A 20396-nucleotide genomic window follows, 5' to 3' on the forward strand; every position below is an offset into this window, starting at 1 on the left:
TATGGCATATATAGAACCCGCGCCAATAAAGGACAGAGATAACCCATTTGAATCCATGATGTCCCGCTTCCAGATTGCTGCTGAGCATCTCGGCTTGGATCAGGAAGTGTATGATGTACTGAAGACTCCTGCCAAGCAGGTGATCGTCTCTTTACCTGTCACGATGGACGATGGATCGATTAAAGTATTTGAAGGATATCGAGTGATCCACTCCACTATCTTAGGCCCATCCAAAGGTGGGGTTCGCTACGACATGGATGTGAACATCGACGAGGTGAAAGCCCTTGCTGCATGGATGACATGGAAGTGTGCCGTGGTAGATATTCCTTACGGTGGTGCCAAAGGAGGAATCAAATGTAATCCGCGACAAATGTCAGCCGGTGAGGTAGAACGTTTGACTCGGGCATTTACTCAGGCCATGCATGATGTATTTGGAAAAGACCGTGATATCCCAGCGCCGGATATGGGAACGGGACCAAGAGAAATGGCCTGGATGATGGACCAGTACTCCAGAAATCAAGGCATGACCGTGAACTCGGTAGTGACCGGAAAGCCGCTCGTGCTTGGGGGATCTTTGGGTCGTGAAGAGGCAACCGGTAGGGGTGTGATGATCTCTGCGCTGGCTGCCATGGAAAAACAAAAAATCAATCCGTTCAAAGCTACCTGTGCCATTCAGGGCTTTGGTAATGTGGGCTCATGGGCTGCAACACTACTCGAAGAAAGAGGTGTAAACATTGTGGCTGTGAGTGATCTTTCCGGCGCTTACTACAATGCGGAAGGCATCAACATCAAAAAAGCAATCGAATACCGCAATGCAAATAATGGCAGCCTGGAAGGATTCTCCGGAGCTGAAAAAATCGACGCAGAAGAATTGCTTCTGCTGGAAGTAGACGTGCTTGTGCCTGCAGCTATTGAAGATGTGATCACTCAGAAAAATGCAGACAAGATCAAAGCGAAAATGATCGTGGAAGGTGCGAATGGTCCAACCTCTGCCAAAGCTGATGCCATTCTGAATGAAAAAGGCATTCTTGCTGTTCCTGATATCCTGGCTAATGCAGGTGGAGTAACTGTATCTTACTTTGAGTGGGTACAAAATCGTCTTGGATATGGTTGGACACGTGAGCGAGTAAGCAGAAGATCCGATCGTATCATGAAGACTGCATTCGATAAAGTATATGCTACATCTGAAGAATACAACGTAAGTATGCGTATTGCTGCTTATATCGTGGCGATTGATAAAGTGGCGAAGACATATAAGTATCGCGGAGGATTTTAAGTCGTTTCGAGATTTGGATTTATTTAGATAAAAAACATCCCCCTAACCCCCTTCAAAGGGGGAATATCCCCTTGAGGGGATTGTAGGGGTGTTAAGAAAATGAGGATACACAAGGAAGGTTTTAAGATGATCCCAATCATGGCAGTGCTGACAGGAGGACTGTACGCATTGCTTTACTGGCTGATCCCAATCTTCATCATTCAAATGATTCTGGCTGTAGCAGCAATCATCTTCATGATCCTTGTAGTGCGTTTCTTTCGTAACCCGAAGGTGGAAACTCCTCAAAAAGATGGGGTGGTATACGCTCCAGCTGAAGGAAAGGTAGTAGTGATTGAACGTACTTACGAAGGAGAGTACCACAAAGAAGATCGTATTCAGGTATCCATTTTCATGTCACCATTGAATGTGCATGTAAATAGAAGTCCGATAAAGGGAAAGGTAGACTTCTTTCAGTATCATCCCGGCAAGTTTTTAGTCGCCTGGCACCCAAAATCCAGCACCGATAATGAGCGAACTTCAGTTGGTTTTAAAACAGAAACCGGAATAAACATCCTCATGCGACAGATCGCGGGTGCAGTCGCCCGACGTATCGCCTTTTATCCTAAAGTTGGAGATGAAGTAGAGCAGGGCTCACACGTTGGCTTCATCCGCTTTGGCAGCCGGGTAGACCTTTTCCTTCCGTTAGATGCAGATATCAAAGTGAAGATTGGAGATTTGACGAAAGGTGGCGAGACTGAAGTGGCCATACTAAAATGACAGAATCCTTTAGAAAAAAGATCATTCAAGTTTGTGATGAAAAGATAGCTACGAAAGGTGAAAAAGTAGGGCTTTCCTTTTATGCCTTCTTTGCCAACAAAAATGACAATCCAAAACTGCTAATGGAAGTGGCGGAATGGTGGATTCTGAAAAATGAATTGGACCATTTTGAAAAAGCCGCGAAGATTAAAAAGCTAGTTCAGGAAATGGACTGAAAAAGACGCTAGACATTTGCTGTCTAACGTCTAAATCCAATATCTAATTTACTTCCTACTATAGTTCGGTGCTTCCCTGGTGATATGAATATCATGTGGATGGCTCTCTGCTACACCAGCTCCTGAAATTTTCACAAACTTGGCATTTTGCAGGTCCTCAATTGACCCTGCACCACAATATCCCATACCCGCTCTCAAACCACCGACCATCTGGTAAAGTACTTCCTGAACTAAGCCTTTAAATGGCACTCTTCCTACGATTCCTTCCGGCACTAATTTCTTGATGTCATCTTCCGCATCCTGGAAGTATCGGTCCTTAGACCCTTCTTCCATCGCCTCCACAGATCCCATTCCACGATAAGACTTGAATTTTCTTCCTTCATAAAGGATCACCTCGCCCGGAGCTTCTTCTGTACCTGCGAGTAATGAGCCGATCATTACGGTATCCGCTCCCCCTGCAAGGGCTTTTACCACATCCCCTGAGAATCGTATCCCTCCGTCGGCAATAACCGGAACTCCTGACCCTTTGATGGCTTTTGCTGATTCATAGACGGCTGAAAGCTGAGGCACTCCTACTCCAGCAATGACGCGGGTCGTACAAATACTTCCGGGACCCACACCTACTTTGATGGCATCAGCGCCGGCTTTCACAAGGGCTTTCGCCGCTTCCGGCGTGGCAATGTTTCCAACAATCATGTCTACATCAGGAAATGCTTTCTTGATGCGCTTAGCCGCGTCAATTACGCCTTTTGAATGTCCGTGGGCTGTATCAATAGAAACCAAATCGACACCCGCTTTTACTAGCGCTGCAATTCGATCTTCAATATCAGGAGTTACACCTACTGCCGCTCCCACTCTGAGTCGCCCGTACTCATCTTTACATGCGTTCGGACGGTCTTTGTTCTTCAAGATGTCTTTGTAAGTAATCAGTCCAGTCAGTTTGCCATTCTTATCTACAATCGGAAGCTTTTCGATTTTGTGTTCCTGGAGAATTGCCTCTGCCTCATTCAGCCCAACCTCAGCGGTGGCGGTGATCAGATTATCCTTTGTCATGATATCCTTTACCGGGCGTTTTTGCTTTTTCTCGAAGCGTAGATCTCTATTGGTTACAATCCCGATCAGCTTGTTGTCTTTGTCCACAACAGGAATTCCTCCGATTTTATTTTCCTTCATGATGGCCTCCGCGTCGCTAATGGTTGCATCCACATGCAGGGTGATTGGGTCCAGAATCATACCACTTTGCGAACGCTTCACTTTTCGCACTTGGATGGCCTGCTGCTCAATCGTCATGTTTTTATGGATGATACCAATACCACCCTCTAACGCCATGGCAATCGCTAGCTTAGCTTCTGTCACCGTGTCCATCGCAGCAGAAACCAATGGAATATTCAGACGAATATTTCGAGTGATCTGAGCGGATGTGTCAGTGTCTCGGGGAAGTACTTCAGAATAACCGGGAAGGAGAAGCACATCATCATAGGTGAGTGCTTCAAAGAGGAATTTATCGTTTATCGTCATGGCAAATAATACTGAACTGTTATGATTATTTGCCGTGCAAAATTATGCCTGTTCCATAGAATAAGTACTATGACAAGACATATTTTTACGTCATGGACAAGCAAAAGCTCAACATGGCTGTTGAGGCATTACTTGTGATTTCAGTTCTAGTGTACCAATTAGCTTAATTCTTTAAATTTCAAAGCATGGATATCTGGAGTTCATTTTATGACCAACTTTTAGAGACTACCTGGCTGGAGTTTATCGCAGTGATTTGCGGCATTCTCAGTGTTTGGTTTAGTAAGCAGGAAAGCATTTTAGTATATCCTTTCGGGATAGTTAGTGTTGTGATATTTGTTTACCTGACTTATGAATATGGTCTTTATGCCGAAACAGGAATTAATGCCTATTATTTCTTCATGAGCGTCTACGGGTGGTGGAACTGGAAAAACACGAAAGATATTGCCAGAAGCCAGATTCCCATCACCAAAAGCTCAGGGTTGGGTCACATACTGAATATCTCTACATTTTTAGCCGCCTTTGGTATCATCTATCTCCTATTGATAAAATTCACCGACAGTGATGTGCCCATTCTTGATGCCATGACAACCGGACTGGCTGTGACCGGGATGTATTTGATGGCCCTGAAGAAAATTGAGCACTGGCTTTTCTGGATTACCTGTGATTTGATAGCCATTCCTCTTTACATCTACAAAGGATTGCCTTTTACCAGTTTCCAATTTCTGGTATTCACCTACATTGCTGTTTTAGGATGGATATCCTGGAGACGGAAATTGATGATGGGTGAAAAGTGATTTCTCTCGCCAAGGGCTAAAGAGTATAAGTAAAGATTTCTCGTTTCACTGCAATGACATCAAATAAAGAAATGATCAAACGAATTGCTGTTATCGGCCCTGAGTCAACAGGCAAAAGTGAACTCTGTCAGCATCTGGCCAGTCACTACGATACTGAATGGGTGCCGGAATATGCACGCTTTTACCTTGACCGTTTGGATCGTGATTATGAGCAACATGACCTAACATCTATTGCAGAAGGACAGATAACCTGGGAAGATGAAAAAGCCGAGTATGCGAACAGGTACCTGATTTGCGATACCAATTTGATCGTGATAAAAATATGGGGTGACCATAAGTATGGAAAAACAGATGAATGGATTGAGCGGCAGCTCAATGAAAGGTCATACGACTTCTACCTATTGAACAATATCGATATTCCCTGGACACCAGATCCACAGCGTGAGCACCCTAAGCTTAGAAAGCATTTCTTTGAAGTCTACAGGAAATACCTAAAAGAAAATGATCATCCATTTGCAATTATATCCGGCATTGAAGGAGAGCGGAAGAAATGTGCTGTGGATGCGATAGAGGAATATTTTACTACAACCCCCTAGCCTCGAAACGTCGAGCCGCCTTTGATAAGGGGGAATTTTCTTAATTTGATTTCAGTCGGTCTTTAAATTTTTTGGCCACTTTCTCGATTTTAGGACGTGAGACATTCACGATGTAGCTATTATTTGGATGCTTCACCTCATAATCCTGATGGTACTCTTCTGCTTCGTAAAAGCCTTCCAGCTTACTCAATTTTGTCACAATTGGATCAGAAAATTCTGGTGCTAGCTCCTCCATTTTAGCCTCAGCCAATCTCCTTTGCTCTTCATTGTGATAAAAAATCTCGGATCGGTATTGAGCCCCTACATCCGGCCCCTGTCTGTTTAATTGGGTCGGGTCGTGAGCGGTGAAAAATATTTCAAGTAGTGTCTCATAATCAATGATTGATGGATCGTAGTAAACCTGAACAGCTTCTGCGTGATTCGTTCTCCCGGAACTTACCAGCCGATAATCGGCAGTAGACTTATCCCCACCTGCATAACCGGAAACGGCTTCTGCCACTCCCTGGATCTGTTCAAATGAGGCCTCCACGCACCAGAAACATCCACCAGCGAAAGTGGCCGTATCCAACCTCTGGTAATTTATTTGCTCTGAAACTGGTTCTTTCTTTGTGTTGGAACTATTGCCTTGTGTCTGACAACTGAAAAGGAATAATCCTGCGATTAAGGCTATGTATTTCATGTTTAATTTTTTTTACGAATCTACGTTTCTATGGATCGAATAGATTCTTAAATGGTTAACAATGTAACCTGCCTTACAATTCGGATGTTTTAAAATTCCAGACGATAGCTGAGGTTTGGAAAAAAACTCAGCTGACTATCTGATTCAATCCTCCTTGCTCCTACGTTGTAATACCTGAAAAATTCATTCTCACGTTGAGTAACATTTTGAATATCCAAAGAAATCACTGAGGTAGTCCTTTCCCGGTTTTTTCGATAGCTGATTCCCAGATCCATTCTAAAATACCCGTCCAACTGTAGCTCATAGTTGTCCTCATAGCGATACACCGTGTGTCCCTCGCTGTTTGATTCAGCAATATCTATTGGCGCCTGCCTTTTTCCTCCTGCAAAAATGAACTTGCCATTGATGTTAATTGAATTATTTCCGTTCCTACCCACTTTATACTCCTTTCCGGCGAGGAAATTATAAATATACCCACCATCAAACTGAGTGCTACGCTCAACTCCATCTGAGCCTGTATAAAGAGACTTATATAAAGAAGCTGTGGAAAGCATATAAAACCCTTTCGATAAGAATTTCTCAAGCGTGAGTTCCACTCCAAAATTCTTTCCGGTTCCATCATTAGCCAATTCATCGGGTGTATAACCATCGAATGTATTGACTGCTGAAAAAGTCAGTAAACGATAATCAGAAGTCGTATCATTTGGCCAAACAGGAACATTGAATAAATATTGATAATAGATTTCGGCCTTAAGTCGAAGCTTAGGTTTCAACATTTTTTCAAAACCAAGGGCTGAATGAAATGCTTGAGTGAATCCCAAATCCTTGTTGTTTTGCACAAAATCTCCATCTCCCGTGTATTGACGTGCAGTGTACAGTGCCACGGTCTCCATTCTACTATGGAAACCAACACCACCTGAGATAGTATATGAATCACGATCCCATTTAAACCCCATTCTCGGCTCCAGGTAAGACTTACCATTTAAAGCAAAATGAGAAAGGTGCAACCCGGTATTTAACGTAAACTGATCGCTCGTTCTAAACTGCCAATTGGCAAAGCCTTGATAAAACCCTGCATGATCATTTTCATCCAAAGGTGTGATATAATCCTGGCTCGTCCTATCCCAGTAGACATTGGATAGATCATAAGATAAACGACTGACTATACTGCCAATTCTTAAAGTGTGTCTCGGTGAAAATTTGTGATTGAAGTAAGTCGAAAATCGAATCTGTGACTCGACAAAGTCCTCCTCATCGTAAGTGATGATTTCCAGAGAATCATACCTATTTGTTATTTGACTGAATGATCCGGATAAAATTGTTTCAAAATAAGAGTCATCTGATAAATACACCACATTTGTGACTCCCGCCACACCTAGCTTTTGTTCCTCACTTTCATTTTCCCATTCTCCGTTTGAACGGTCTGGAAGAAATTGATAGGTATTTTTTCCTCCCAATCCCCAAAAAGAAAATGACCCTAGTTTTTTAGTAGGTACTTTAATCTTAAAGGAGAGATCCTGAAAAGTAATTTCCTCTTGCTCGCCCAACAGGTCCAGACCCAGCTCGGTAAGCATAGCTAAAGTGGAGTAACGATAGTTTACCAAATAAGAAGCTCTGCTACCCTCCACTATGGGCCCTTCCGAGGCTGCTGCTACACCAAGTAAGCCTACCTGAGCAGTGTGCTCATGTTTTTCAAAATTCCCTTGCCTCAGTTGAAGGTCAAAAATTCCTGAAGTTGCATTGCCATATTGGGCTGGAAAAGCCCCGGTAAAGAAATCAGAATTTGCGAGCATATTGTTGCTCAGCATGCTAATTCCTCCTGCTGATGACCCTATAGAAGTGAAGTGGTTGGGGTTTGGGATTTCGACTCCTTCCATTCTCCATAGTATGCCTTTTGGAGAGTTGCCTCGTATCACGATTTCATTTAGTAAATCATCTCCACCTGTCTGCACGCCGGCAAACATTAAGGCCGCTCTTGCAGGATCATTGAATGTGGCGGGAAAACGGCTGATTTCATCCATACCCAACGAAATGGCGGAGATTGTAGCTAGTTCATTCTTAGGTTGACCCTTATTTTGGTCTGATGCCCTCACAACTACCTCTTCTAGCTGTTGCAGTGATTCTATCAGTTTTGCATCAACCACAACTTCCTTTCCAGATCCAACAAGGATATTGGGAATAGTGATGGGCTCATATCCCAAATAGGAAACACCAAGTGTCTGCCTGCCAATCGGTACGTTTTCGATTCGATAATATCCATTAATGTCTGTGATTGCGCCCTTCGGAGGAGTCAACTCCAGCACCTGCACAGTGGCACCAATAATAGGCGCCCCAGATTGTTCATCAGTTAGTTGTCCTTTTATGGTTTGTGTGAGTGATTGAGAAAAAGAAACAATGACGGTAAAAAGGGAAATAATCCCCAAAGTAGCTTTTTTCATTAGGTGTTTTTGACTTTTGTTTTCAGTTAGAGACGGCAAAAATCCAACAAGGCTTCTCCACATTTCTTAATCTCTGATAGATAAAAGGTGAACAACAATTATTCTTTCCCTCTTAATAACTTTGAGCGATGCTCAAACCCTACTTCCAGAAAGAAAAAATAGAGGCTGGCTGTGATGAAGCCGGCAGAGGATGCCTGGCGGGACCGGTTGTGGCAGCTGCCGTAATACTCCCCAAGGATTATTCACATGAAGTGCTGAATGACTCGAAGCAATTAACTGAAAAGCAGCGAGAAGAGGTAAAAAAAGATATTGTGAAAGACGCCATCGCATGGGGAGTAGGTATCGCCTCACCAGGTGAAATTGATCAAATCAATATCCTTAACGCGAGCTACCTGGCGATGGACCGTGCCGTTGAGCAATTGAAAGTCAATCCGGAGCTGCTTTTGATAGATGGGAATCGTTTCAAATCTTCTTCTAACATTCCTTTCGAATGCATTATTAAGGGAGACGGAAAATACCTGTCCATTGCAGCAGCATCTATTCTGGCAAAAACCTATCGGGATGATCTAATGCGTCAGCTGGCTATCGAATTTCCGGGATACGGATGGGAAACAAACGTTGGATACCCTACACGCGTACATAGAGATGGCTTAAGAGAAATGGGGAGCACACCGCATCACCGCATGAGCTTTCAGTTATTGCCTTGTCAGTTGGAATTGTTTCCTGATTAAGATGCCAGAGCAATCGATATTTTTTCCTTATCCAGTGGTTTCTCCAACATGGAGGTTACAAATGGATTTTCATCAGCTTTTCGCTGATCTGAAGGATCTATCGATGAGGTGAGAACAAAAATATGGTTCCCTTTATTATTGATTTGAGGAAGGGCGTCCAAAAACTCCCAGCCATTCATCACAGGCATGTTCAAATCAAGAAATATAATGTCTACAGATTGAGATTTTAAGAAATTGATGGCTTCTTCGCCATTCATCGCCTTAAATATCTCGATTGAATCCCGCTCCTTCTTGATTGCCAATTCCGCTAGTGTAAGGAAAATTGGATCATCATCTACAAGCAATATTTTATTTGGATTACCCATTAAAATACACCTTAAACTTGGTTCCCTGGTTAATTTCGCTTTCTACTTCTATGCGACCATCAATTGCCTCAATCTGCTGCTTAGTCATGTATAATCCCATCCCATGACCACTCTCTTCATCAGGATGAAATCTAGACCCCAGCTGAAACATTTTGCCTCCGAATCTTTTTAAATCGATTCCCTGGCCTTGGTCTGCCACCGATAAAAGTACTTCTTTTGCTTCTTTTTTCGCAGAAATTTCGATTTTTCGTTTATCCTTAGTTACGCCATATTTCATGGCATTCGTAATCAAATTGTGTAAAATACTCTGCAAGTAGGCAGGTAGTATTCTGAGTGTGAGGTCTTTAGGAATACTCACATCAAATTCTATTTCTTTTTCAATTGCAGATTTTCGATTCAACAGAATAACATCATTTACAACTTCCAGCAGGTTTATTTCCTCTTTTTCGAGCATGGAAATATCTTTTTCGAAGTTTAGGAGATCGTTGATTGCGTCTATGGCGAGGTTAAGCTTTAGAGCTGTCGCCTTCAGCATATCAAAGTACTCTTTGTTTGTAGGATCATCCTCTATGATCGTCAAAAGCCCCACAAGATTGGCTACTGAGGATCGGAAGTTATGGGAAGTGATGTATGAAAAGTCTTTTAGCCGTTGATTTTGTTCTATCGTTTTACTGAATAGTTTATGAAGCTCCCGTTCATTATGAGATCTAATCCGAATATTAACCAACATCTCAGAAAATAGCTCAAGCAACAAAACCTCTTTTTCATTGGCCATGTGTTGCGTTTTTACCCAATCAAATCCCACAAACCCCACGCACTCTTTGCTATGGATCATAGGCATAGTCATTAGGCTTTTTATTTGCTGAGCTTCCAGTAGCTCCCTAAAGTCTTTCTTCGTGACTTTCTGTACATCATCCACAATCATTGGGTTGCCTTTTAGGTGAGCATTTACCAACTCAGGCATGATTTCAAGAGGAAGGTTCTGATTATTTTGGATTTCAGGGGAAATGCCTTCCGCGCACCACTCGTAGGTGTTGCTGCAAACTCCCATTTCCTTATTAAAATCAAAAACATACGAGCGATCCGCACCAACAAACTCTCCCAGTTCTCGCAATGAATCATTAATTGCTTGCTCAACTTCAGCAAGAGGCAAGTCAATATATTTGGTTGAAAGATTAATCAGAATACGCTGCATTTCAGCATATCGCATCAATGCACGCTCAGCCTCTTTCTCCTTTGTAATGTTTCTTACTGCACCATCGAAATACATTTTCCCATCTGCTCCTTCGATTTTGATGGAATTGAGATAACCCCAAAATGTACTTCCGTCTTTTCTGCGAAATTCTATCTCCCTATTCTCAATAGATCCATGCTTGAGTATTTCATTACCGATTTCTGCCCTTTGGTTAGGATCCTTGTATAAGTCCATCGGATCCATATCCATGATTTCCTGCGCGGTTTCATACCCGAACATCTTCACGAATTCGTCATTTACATAGATGATGCCTTTTTCGCTTTCACTTCTGTAAATCGCTTCATTGATGTTTCTATTGATACTCTCCAGTAGCTGCTCCCTTGTGCGAATTCTATCTAAAAATTCGCGCTCCTTCGTCACATCCCTGATAGCACCATCCCAATACAGGTTTCCCTTCTCATCTTTATGCATCTTGGTGCTGACCAAGCCAATAAATTCTGATTTATCCTTCCTAAGAAAAACCACCTCTTCGTTTTCATAGGAATTATCTGCATTGAGGCGGTTTATTAGTCTATCCCTGTCTCTTGGATCCTTATACATGGATACAATAGGGATTTTTTTAACCTCGTCCTCAGAGGCAAAACCAAACATTTTAACAAAGGCGTTGTTTACATAGATAAGGCCTTCACTGTCACTTCGAAAAACGGCCTCACTAATATTCTGGTTTATTGATTCCAGAAGTTGACTAAAATCCATACTTATAGTTCGGGCAATAGCTGGTTTACCCTTTTCGGTTTAGAGGAGTTCAAAACTAGTTTTTGATCATTGTATAATCACCTACTACCTTGACCCCCTCGTGGTTAATCTTAAATATTTGTTGCCCGGAATAGCTCAAAACTCCCCAGGCACCATTCTTTGAGACCAATACCCGGTCTCCAAAATCTTCAAGATAATCATAAGCTGCCCTTAAAATGAAGCTGCCATCTTCATTCACCAGCCCAAATCGATTATCCATATCCTGCACAATATAATTACCTGTATTCAATCGATAAACAGATTTCCAAATAAGTTCTAATACTTCCTTCCCTTGCTTGTCCAATAGACCATACTGCCCCCCCTGTGAAACAATAGAAGCACCCGCCGCGAATGGCATAACTGCATCATAATAGGGCTGCACTCTTATCGTCTCATTTTTATCAATGAACCCCCATTTTCCTCTTAACATTATTGGAGCCATTCCTTCAATGAAGGGGCCAGCTGCATCATATCTATTACTGATTCTTAACCGACCCTGATCATCCACAAATCCCCACCTGCCGTCTTTCTCAATAACAAAATAACCCTCTGAATAATCCTTTAGTTGTTTATACCCTTCCTCCTCATGAATCAATTCTACCCCGGTTGGTGACTTAAGGGTTAAAGCTCCTTCATCAATCAGCACAAAATGATCCCCAACCAGCTTTATTGTATCATATTCCGGGTAAACCCAAACCTCTCCATGGGGATTAAGTACACCATACCCATCCATACTTTTAATAAGAAGGTGCGACCCGACTTCTCTCACAGGTTCGGATGTAGCCTTATATACTCGCTGACCATTGTAAAAAAATGTATACCCTCTGCCTCTCCGGCCTATTAAAAAATCTCCAATTGGTATAATCTCGTTAAACTCAGATCGAACGATCCAGGATCCATCTTCATTTAGGGCTCCCCACATGTTCAAATAATTGACAAGGTATCCGTTTTTGAAAAGTATAAGATTGTCATACTTATATGTGGTCTCATCTCCATCCGAGTCAAAAATTCCCCAATGGTCATTTCTTTTTGTAATGAACTGATTTCCCTTCCCTTTTTGTATGGTTTCAAATGGAAAGCGATTAAGCTCTTTTCCTTCTCTACTAAGCAACCACCATCCTTTTTTATTCAAAGCAGCATAATGTCCACTTGCAAAGTAAAGTGAGTCATATCCGGAAAGCAGCTTTTCCCCATTTTCATTTAATACTGACCACTTTCTCGTTTTGCTATTCTGAACAATCAAATGATCATCGACAAAGTCTTTTAATACTAGTTCGTGATTGTTAAGCAGAGTAGCATTTTTGAGAAGCAAATGATGGGCTCCATTTAGATAAGCCATCAGTAATCCGCTTTTTCCAACCGTGATTGAATCACATTCCCACTTCATCAACACACTATCCTTCTCAAAGATTGTCCACTCCGAAAACCTCACCGGAGTTGGTTTACCTTGTGTCACTTTGATTGTTTTAAAATCAAAATCATACACTTCGTTTCCATCATTGGAGATGAAGCCTGCATAACCATCCCTGTATGCAATCCAACCCTGATCATATCGAAGGGAGTCAAGACCTAGCTCAATTATATCTCCCCGAATATTGTAGAGGTCAATTTTACCACCAGCCAACCTTGCCTGACAAAGAGAATGATGTTCACTTATCGACTTATACTTTGTTGGAATCAGAAGCTCGTTCTGATTAGAAACCACTCCGAAATTCTGATATTTCCCATCAAAATCACTCACTAGCCAATTGGATCCTAGAGGAGCAATTGAAAAGTAATTAAAGCTTACAATCGTTCTTCCCTTTTCATCCAGGATTCCATGAAACAGGTGGTTGCTGAATTTTCCCTTTATTGAAGCTTTGAAATAATTATCCACTACCGGGTGGATCGTGTAAAATTTTTGACCGGTCAGCGATTTATTGCGAACAGTAATTAAACCCCAAAGGTTATCTTTCCGAAATCCAATGACGCCATTAATAACACTGGTGGATCCGTCTGACCATCCCAGTCTTTCATACACGGCAGGAACCGTCACATTTCCTGTTTGGTCCTTAATACCAAAGTATCCGTCTTTTTCAAATACGGTAAACTGCTCGGCTGATGCTATCGAGCAACAAAATATGAATAAGATTGAAATTAGATTCCGCATATTCCCCGCAAACAAATATAAAGCGGGTCTATTTCTTTTCTACCTCAGCGGATTCAAGGTTAAATAAATCATTAAGCACTCCTACCAGTGTATCCGCTTCACCACGCTTACAAGCTGCCTTCAACTGAAGTACCGGCAACTTAATGACTTTTTGGATCATACTTTTTGTAACAACCTCCAGCAACTCCATCTCTTCTTCCGAGAGCTTTTTGTGCCTTGCCAGTTCTTCTCTTCTAATTTGATCAAGTGCATTCTTTAGCTTTTGAATGGTAGGTGAAACTTCCATCTCATTTTTCCACTTAGAGAAATTGAGCAATTCTTCCTCAATAATTTTCTCGGCATTCGGAATGGCCCTTTCACGCACTTTCCGAGCCTTCACTGTTCGTTCTGTCAGCTGATCCACATTATATAATGAGATGCCTGGAATATTTTCAAGATCCACATCCATGCTTCTTGGCACAGACAGGTCAATCAAAAGCTTGTGAATGGAGTCCTTCCCTAAATTGGTGGCAGATATAACGGGCTTTGTGCCAGATACGGCAGAAATAATCACATCATTGTCAGCAATTACTTTATCGAGCGAGTTGAAATCACTGACCTTTATATTCTTTCCTTCTGCCAACTTAACCGCCTTAGACTTTGTCCGATTGACCAGCGTAATATTAGTTTCGTTACTGTTTAGATTTTCCAGCACATTTTGGCCTATCTCACCCAGGCCGATTAATGCAATACGTGGCTGTTCAATATTTCGAATGAACCCACCTATTAAATCTACAGCCACGGAGGCCACAGAGGCGGTTCCATCCTGAAGACTCGTTTCCTGAACTACACGCTTGTTAGCAAAAAAAATAGTATGCATCAATCGATGCAAATGTGGTCCGGCCAGGTTCATATCAGCACTTTGCTGATAAGCCCGCTTAACCTGATTGCTTATTTGAATATCTCCCAATACCTGGGATTCTAATCCCAGGGCTACTCTAAATAGATGCTGAGAAGCCGACGAAGAGTTATAAGACTGAAAATAAGCAGAAAGTGTATCGGAAGGAATCATTTTAGATGAAGCCATTAAAGAAATGATCTCATCATGTAGCTGATCATTCGATGTATAATACAGCTCTGTTCGATTGCAGGTAGAAACTAAAAGCGCCTCTTCAATCGAAAAAATATCTTTCAGCTTTAGTAAAAACTGACCGGCTTCTTCTTCATTAAAGGCAACCTTCTCCCGAATATCTATCGGTGCATTCTTGTATGATAGTCCTAAAGCCTTAAATCCTTCCATCTCAATCAATTGCGATGGCAAAAATAACAGCAGGTTGCGTATATTGGTTGTGATAAAAATCAGCAATTTCTTATTTAGAATCGTTATAAATAATGCTGAAATACCTAACTAATGCGATATCACGTGCAATTGGCTTCACCAAAACAGAGTCCAGGGGGACGCTGGTACTGATTTTTGTCATTTTTATATCATTCCTTTTAATGAATTGGGGAATCAGTAGGTATAAAAATGCAGTCCCTTTAGCAACAGATACCACAGCACTTCAGTGGATGGATGAAGTCCAGGCGTCCATTGAAATCAAAAAAGAAAAGGAATCGAAATTTGACAAGACTGTATACCTCCCTGTCAAAAAGGAGTATCCTAAAAAGAAGGCTAATAAAACCTTTAAACGCTCTACTCTATCTGACGAAGGTGAAAAGGAAAATGAGGTTGCTAAAATTGAGATAAAGGATTTAAACACTGCAACGGCTGAGGAATTGCAAGTAGTCAGAGGCATAGGTCCTGCATATTCGGAGCGAATCGTCAAATATCGGAATTTACTTGGTGGATATGCTGACACCACTCAGCTTAAAGAAGTATATGGACTGGAGCCTGAAACAATCAATGAATTGACAAAACATTTTCAAATCCAATCTGAAGTTAATGCGATTGAGATCAACTCAGATTCACTTAAAGTTTTGGCTAAGCACCCATATATAAGCTATGATTTAGCTCGCATCATTCTCAACTATCGTCAGCAGCACGGAGATTTCAAGGCACCCATTGAACTTCGCAAAATAAAAGCGATCGATGAACGTACTTTCCTGAGATTAAAGCCATATTTGAAATAAGGCTATGCAGAAAATCCTCAAGTCATATTTAAGGAGGCTAAGTAATCTATCGGGAAACAATCGTTCACTGCTCTTACTTCGATTACTCAAAGACCAGTTTATTGATGTTCACGATTTTGATTATGCTGAGAATGAAGCCAGTTTCGAGATTGTAAAAAACCTGATTGAGCAGCGAAAGAAGATTCCGTTATGTAGTGAAATAGATAGTCGGAGCAAGTCATCTAACGACTTAAGTAAACGTTTAAAAAAAATTCAACGCATCGAGAAGTTCATTTTCGAGGAGCGTGGCGCGAAAGATCTTTACATTGGATGGCCTTTTATAAAAGGTAAATTTTCTGATGACACTCTAGTGAGGTGTCCGCTCATATTTTTCCCTGTCTCCATTGAGAAAAACGGTAATGAATGGCTGCTATCAAGAAGGGATGATGTCAACATCACCTTGAACAAGACCTTTTTATTGGCGTACTCCTATTATAATCAAATTCCGTTGGATGAGGAGCTAATAGAAACCGTCATTGATGATTATGACCGGGATGCCACTGTATTCAGAACTCAGCTTTATGAACTGCTGAAAAACAGTGGGGTCGAATTGAATTTCAATCAGGAAAACTTTGCAGATGAGCTGAAAGCTTTTTCGGACATGAAAAAATCTCAGCTGGAGTCCGGAGAAAAAACCGGAGCGCTAAAAATGTTTCCACAGGCAGTGCTTGGTATTTTTCCTCAATCAGGCTCTTATCTTGTTCCTGATTACGTCAAGCTCCTGGAAGATCAGGACGAGACAGATCTGGAAGAATTTTTTGTGAAAAAAGTTCAAAAGGAAAATGAAAACCAGCTGGCTTTATTTGATCGGGTAAATGAGGAGAACACATTCACTCCTTTTCCCTTGGATGCATATCAGGAGCATGCACTAAAGGAAATAAAAAAAGGAAATTCATTGGTCGTGCAAGGACCGCCCGGAACCGGGAAGTCTCAGTTAATTAGCAATCTCATTTGCGATTTTATTGCACGTGGGAAAAACGTTCTTTTAGTGTGTCAAAAGAAAGCTGCGCTGGATGTAGTGTACCAGAGGCTAAAGGAAAAGGAAATGCACGATTTTGTAGCACTGGTGCATGACTTCAAGAATGACAGGAAGCCGATTTATGAGCAAATCGATCAGCAAATCGAATCCGTTGAGGTTTATGAAAAGAAAAATAACAGCCTGGATGCCATTCAGCTGGAACGAGGCTTTCTACAAGCCAGTAGAAGAATTGATCAAATCGTAGAGGAGCTACAGGAATTTAGAGAAGCGCTTTTTGATGAGTCCGAATGTGGAAAGTCTGTAAAAGAACTTTACCTCACCAGCAGCCCCGATCTTCCCAGCTTCAGTATGAACCTGGAATATCGTGCCTTTCACTTTTCATCCCTTGATGAGACAATCAGACGCTTCAAGACCTATCTTGAGTATTTTGACAAATTTGAAAAGCGAACACATTTCTGGGCTAAAGGACCGTCCTTTGCCAGTTTTCAAACAAAGGATTTGGTAAGCCTTAAAAAGGTCCTTTTTGAGGTCCCTGAATTCAACAATAAATTACTTATCACGTCCAAAGAATTTTGCTCTCAACCGGTTGATTTTGAGACCGGAGAATATTTGTCCACTAAGCTGCCGGAGCTAATGGAACTGCTTGAGGGATTAAAAGAAGGAGTTGTTTATAAGGTTTATCAGCAATTACACAGTGATAAACCCACCAAGGATTTGAACTGGTTGTCTCAAACGGAACGGATCATGATGGCATGCTTCCGCGGAGCAGGTCTGGAGAACACCCTAAAGTCTGAAAATCTGGGGCGTTTTCAGGAAGTGCTTAGATCTGCCATGAAGGCGAGAAAGAATCCGTTTAGCTGGCTAAAGTGGAGCATATTCTCAAAAGAGAAGACATTTTTGAAACGAGTAATGGTCGCCAACGATCTGAAAAGCAACAAAAGAGGCTTTAATATTTTAGTTGAACGTATAGATAATCGTCTGAATTTTGAGCACTCTTTATCCCAAATTCAAGACAACTCGTGGCTGCATAATTTTCCCTCAAGTTTCAGAAAAATCGACCTTCAGGATTGGTTTTACTGGCAGAAGATGGGCCTGAACATGTTTGCAGTAGCACAGACAGTAAGGTCCCTGAATGAATACTTACCTGTCTCAAAGCTGGATCATAAAAACTATCATAAGCGACTCGACCAGTTGATTTCTCTAGTACATAAAATTCCCGAACAATTGATCCTGTGGAAGCGGTATGTAAACATTCATCAGATCAGAGCAATCATCCTGAAGAAGGAAGACCCGCATAAACTTGAAAAATTGCTGAAGAAGGATTTCGATGCAATCTGTGAATACCACAAACTCAAAGCTGACCTAAGCTCTGAGGAAACCAAAGTTCTGTATGAAATCACTTCAGGTAATTCGGGATCCATTGATGACGGTATAGCCTTATTTAAGAACAGTCTGTGTTTAGCATGGATTGACCACATTGAGTCTAAATATCCTGACTTACGAAATGTCGCTTCAGGCAAGCTGGACAAGCTCGCCAATGAGCTACGGGAGCAGATCGAATCAAAGCGAGAGGCTAGCAAAGAAATTTTACTCTTAAAGTCGAGAGAAAAGACCTATGAAAATATCGAATATAATCGACTAAAAAACAGGGTAACCTACAGAGACCTTCAGCATCAGGTCACCAAAAAAAGAAGAATATGGCCAATCAGAAAAGTTATTTCTGAGTTCGCTGATGAACTCTTTACACTTCTTCCCTGCTGGATGTGCTCTCCGGAAAGTGCTTCCGCAATTTTCCCTATGAGAGAGAACTTCGATCTGGTCATATTTGATGAGGCCTCTCAGTGCTTTTCAGAAAGAGGTATTCCGGCGATGTATCGTGGCAGACAGATAGTGGTTACCGGCGATAGCATGCAGTTACAGCCTAGCGACCTATATCGTGTTCGTTGGGATGATGAAGATGATGACACACCAGAACTTGCGATTGATTCATTGCTGGACCTCACCAAACATTACTTACCGGAAGTGAGTCTTGCCGGTCATTACCGAAGTAAGTCCTTGGAACTGATCGATTTTTCCAATGAACATTTTTATAAAGGAAAACTCAGATTACTCCCGGACTACTCTTACGTGAATAAAAAAGAACCTTCGATTGAGTACGTCCAGACCAAAGGAATCTGGGATGAAGGAATGAATGAAATCGAGGCGAATGAGGTAATCGCCCAGACATTTAGCTTACTGAAAAAGTATCCGGAAAAAGAAATTGGCATTGTCACATTTAACTATCGACAGCAGGGTTTGATCCTTGATCTTTTAGAAGAAAAATCTGCAGAGAAAAGCATATTGATCCCGGATTCACTTTTCGTGAAAAACATAGAAAATGTTCAGGGAGACGAACGTGATATCATCATTTTTAGCACCGGTTACGCCCCTGATAAAAAAGGCAAATTGAAGCTTCAGTTTGGTAGCCTGAACGCTCAAGGTGGTGAAAATCGCTTAAATGTAGCCGTCACACGTGCCAGAGAAAAGATCATCATCGTGAGCAGCATTTTGCCACAATTGTTGAAAACAGAGGACACTAAAAATGAAGGCCCGAAACTACTGAAAAAATACCTGGAGTACGCGTGGAATGTAAGCATTGGAAAATGGAAACCGCACATCCCCGAATATGAGGAACACCATGTCGACTGGTTTTTAAGGAATAAAATTCAGGATAAATCATTTCATGAGTATAAGGAATTCGAGCTTGCGAAAGAGTTGCCTTTTGCGGACCTCTCAGTGAAAAAGGGAGATACTTACACCGGGCTGATTCTTACAGATGATGAACGATATTATCAGGCGCTCTCACCGAAACAGATTTATGCGTTCCAGCATTTTCACCTGATCATGAAAAACTGGCCCCATGTGCGCTTTCATAGTAGAGAATTTTGGCTGGATGTGGATGCTGCAAAAGAGAAAATGAGGAAGTTTTTGTATTCGAATTAGTCATGAAAAAGCATCATCTTATACTAATAAGCTTATTAATATGCTCACTTTATTGGGGTTACAGTATTCTGAACTTATCAAGTTCTGAGCCTATCATTAAGGTATCTTTCGGTCTGACGTATCTCACGATACTTAGCTTGCTTATACCCATTGTTTCTTTCAACAATCACCTGAGTACTGCAAATAAGATTGGATGGATTGTTTTTGGACTGATCCTTACTCCGGTACTTCCGCTGATTTACTACCTCAAATACAAAAATGAGATTCAGCGAATCATTATTGACACCAATAAGAAGATGAAAGAAGGACCTGAATCACTTGGCGAATTCAACTCTGGCTCCCACAGATAGTATGAATGGAAGCGTGTCACGTCTCATATACTGTTCGAATGAAAGCGAGTACTGTCCGGCACTTTCAAACTTATAGCCTTCCTCAAGCATGAAAGAATGATCAAACATATCTCCGAGTCCACTGCCGTATGGTTCTCCTGTTTTGGAATCAAAAAGCTCAACCTCCTTGAGTTGCTGCCTCAAAACATTTCCGCTAGAATCCGCTAGTGTATACTGAAAGTAAAGGTTGTAGAAGGGATAAGAGGAAGCATTTCGAAATGTCGCCTTCAAATTGTAAGATTTCGTGGTGTCATCTACCTGAAAAGAAAAAGTTTGAATGGAGTCCAAGTGCCAGAATGCTTCTTCCAAATCATTATAGTCTTCATAGACCCGGCTTGAATCACAAGCAGTAATACATAGGAAAAGTGCTATGATTGACAAGTACTTCATA

General features: G+C 41.6%; 17 protein-coding genes. 9 read left to right on the forward strand and 8 right to left on the reverse strand.

Annotated features, from left to right (window positions below):
* The first annotated feature begins 1 nt into the window (after position 1).
* From ACOQON_RS15025 to ACOQON_RS15035, 3 genes are all read left to right on the forward strand, one after another.
* Positions 2-1276, forward strand: a complete 1275-nt coding sequence (locus ACOQON_RS15025) for a Glu/Leu/Phe/Val family dehydrogenase (protein WP_420576239.1) — start codon at positions 2-4, stop codon at positions 1274-1276.
* 99 nt (positions 1277-1375) lie between these two features.
* Positions 1376-2032 carry a phosphatidylserine decarboxylase family protein gene (locus tag ACOQON_RS15030; protein ID WP_420576240.1) on the forward strand — a complete coding sequence of 219 codons (657 nt, stop codon included), beginning with the start codon at positions 1376-1378 and terminating at the stop codon, positions 2030-2032.
* Positions 2029-2247 (forward strand): DUF6500 family protein, encoded by a 219-nt coding sequence (locus ACOQON_RS15035; RefSeq protein ID WP_420576241.1) that lies wholly within the window; start codon positions 2029-2031, stop codon positions 2245-2247. Before ACOQON_RS15030 ends, ACOQON_RS15035 begins: the two co-directional genes overlap by 4 nt.
* A 48-nt stretch (positions 2248-2295) precedes the next feature.
* On the opposite strand, the gene guaB is transcribed toward ACOQON_RS15035, so the two are convergent.
* Positions 2296-3765 carry an IMP dehydrogenase gene (gene guaB / locus ACOQON_RS15040; RefSeq protein ID WP_420576242.1) on the reverse strand — a complete coding sequence of 490 codons (1470 nt, stop codon included), beginning with the start codon at positions 3763-3765 and terminating at the stop codon, positions 2296-2298.
* A 185-nt stretch (positions 3766-3950) separates the two neighbouring features.
* Between guaB and pnuC the strand changes: the two genes are divergently transcribed.
* Both pnuC and ACOQON_RS15050 read left to right on the forward strand, forming a co-directional pair.
* The gene (gene pnuC, locus ACOQON_RS15045; protein ID WP_420576243.1) at positions 3951-4559 is read left to right on the forward strand and encodes a nicotinamide riboside transporter PnuC; all 609 of its coding nucleotides are present in this window, start codon (positions 3951-3953) and stop codon (positions 4557-4559) included.
* Between the two features lie 71 nt (positions 4560-4630).
* Positions 4631-5155 carry an AAA family ATPase gene (locus ACOQON_RS15050; RefSeq protein ID WP_420576244.1) on the forward strand — a complete coding sequence of 175 codons (525 nt, stop codon included), beginning with the start codon at positions 4631-4633 and terminating at the stop codon, positions 5153-5155.
* 40 nt (positions 5156-5195) lie between these two features.
* Here ACOQON_RS15050 and msrA read toward each other — a convergent pair whose 3' ends face one another.
* Entirely contained in the window at positions 5196-5834 is a 639-nt protein-coding gene (gene msrA, locus ACOQON_RS15055) for a peptide-methionine (S)-S-oxide reductase MsrA (RefSeq protein WP_420576245.1), read from the reverse strand.
* 89 nt (positions 5835-5923) lie between these two features.
* Positions 5924-8272, reverse strand: a complete 2349-nt coding sequence (locus tag ACOQON_RS15060; protein WP_420576246.1) for a TonB-dependent receptor — start codon at positions 8270-8272, stop codon at positions 5924-5926.
* Positions 8273-8400: 128 nt separating this feature from the next.
* On the opposite strand from ACOQON_RS15060, the gene ACOQON_RS15065 reads away from it, so the two are divergent.
* Positions 8401-9003, forward strand: coding sequence for a ribonuclease HII (locus ACOQON_RS15065; protein ID WP_420576247.1), 603 nt, complete (start codon positions 8401-8403; stop codon positions 9001-9003).
* On the opposite strand, the gene ACOQON_RS15070 is transcribed toward ACOQON_RS15065, so the two are convergent.
* The 4 genes from ACOQON_RS15070 to hemA are packed head-to-tail and all read right to left on the reverse strand — an operon-like array spanning position 9000 to position 14786.
* Positions 9000-9368, reverse strand: a complete 369-nt coding sequence (locus tag ACOQON_RS15070; RefSeq protein ID WP_420576248.1) for a response regulator — start codon at positions 9366-9368, stop codon at positions 9000-9002. The two genes, ACOQON_RS15065 and ACOQON_RS15070, sit on opposite strands and share 4 nt — an antisense overlap.
* Entirely contained in the window at positions 9361-11319 is a 1959-nt protein-coding gene (locus ACOQON_RS15075) for a PAS domain S-box protein (protein WP_420576249.1), read from the reverse strand. Before ACOQON_RS15075 ends, ACOQON_RS15070 begins: the two co-directional genes overlap by 8 nt.
* A gap of 55 nt (positions 11320-11374) precedes the next feature.
* Positions 11375-13507, reverse strand: a complete 2133-nt coding sequence (locus tag ACOQON_RS15080) for a WG repeat-containing protein (protein WP_420576250.1) — start codon at positions 13505-13507, stop codon at positions 11375-11377.
* A gap of 28 nt (positions 13508-13535) precedes the next feature.
* Complete coding sequence (hemA, locus tag ACOQON_RS15085; RefSeq protein WP_420576251.1) at positions 13536-14786, reverse strand: glutamyl-tRNA reductase; 1251 nt, start codon at positions 14784-14786, stop codon at positions 13536-13538.
* Between the two features lie 92 nt (positions 14787-14878).
* Between hemA and ACOQON_RS15090 the strand changes: the two genes are divergently transcribed.
* From ACOQON_RS15090 to ACOQON_RS15100, 3 genes are read left to right on the forward strand one after another with little or no spacing between them, the layout of a single operon-like run.
* On the forward strand, positions 14879-15616 hold the full coding sequence (locus ACOQON_RS15090; protein WP_420576252.1) for a ComEA family DNA-binding protein: 738 nt from the start codon (positions 14879-14881) through the stop codon (positions 15614-15616).
* Between the two features lie 4 nt (positions 15617-15620).
* Positions 15621-19616, forward strand: a complete 3996-nt coding sequence (locus ACOQON_RS15095) for an AAA domain-containing protein (protein WP_420576253.1) — start codon at positions 15621-15623, stop codon at positions 19614-19616.
* 2 nt (positions 19617-19618) lie between these two features.
* Complete coding sequence (locus ACOQON_RS15100; protein WP_420576254.1) at positions 19619-19966, forward strand: hypothetical protein; 348 nt, start codon at positions 19619-19621, stop codon at positions 19964-19966.
* Here the strand turns inward: ACOQON_RS15100 and ACOQON_RS15105 are convergent.
* Complete coding sequence (locus ACOQON_RS15105) at positions 19931-20395, reverse strand: gliding motility lipoprotein GldH (RefSeq protein ID WP_420576255.1); 465 nt, start codon at positions 20393-20395, stop codon at positions 19931-19933. The genes ACOQON_RS15100 and ACOQON_RS15105 overlap by 36 nt on opposite strands.
* Position 20396 lies beyond the last annotated feature (1 nt).

The organism is Ekhidna sp. (genome assembly GCF_965221965.1).
Classification (GTDB): Bacteria; Bacteroidota; Bacteroidia; order Cytophagales; family Cyclobacteriaceae; genus Ekhidna.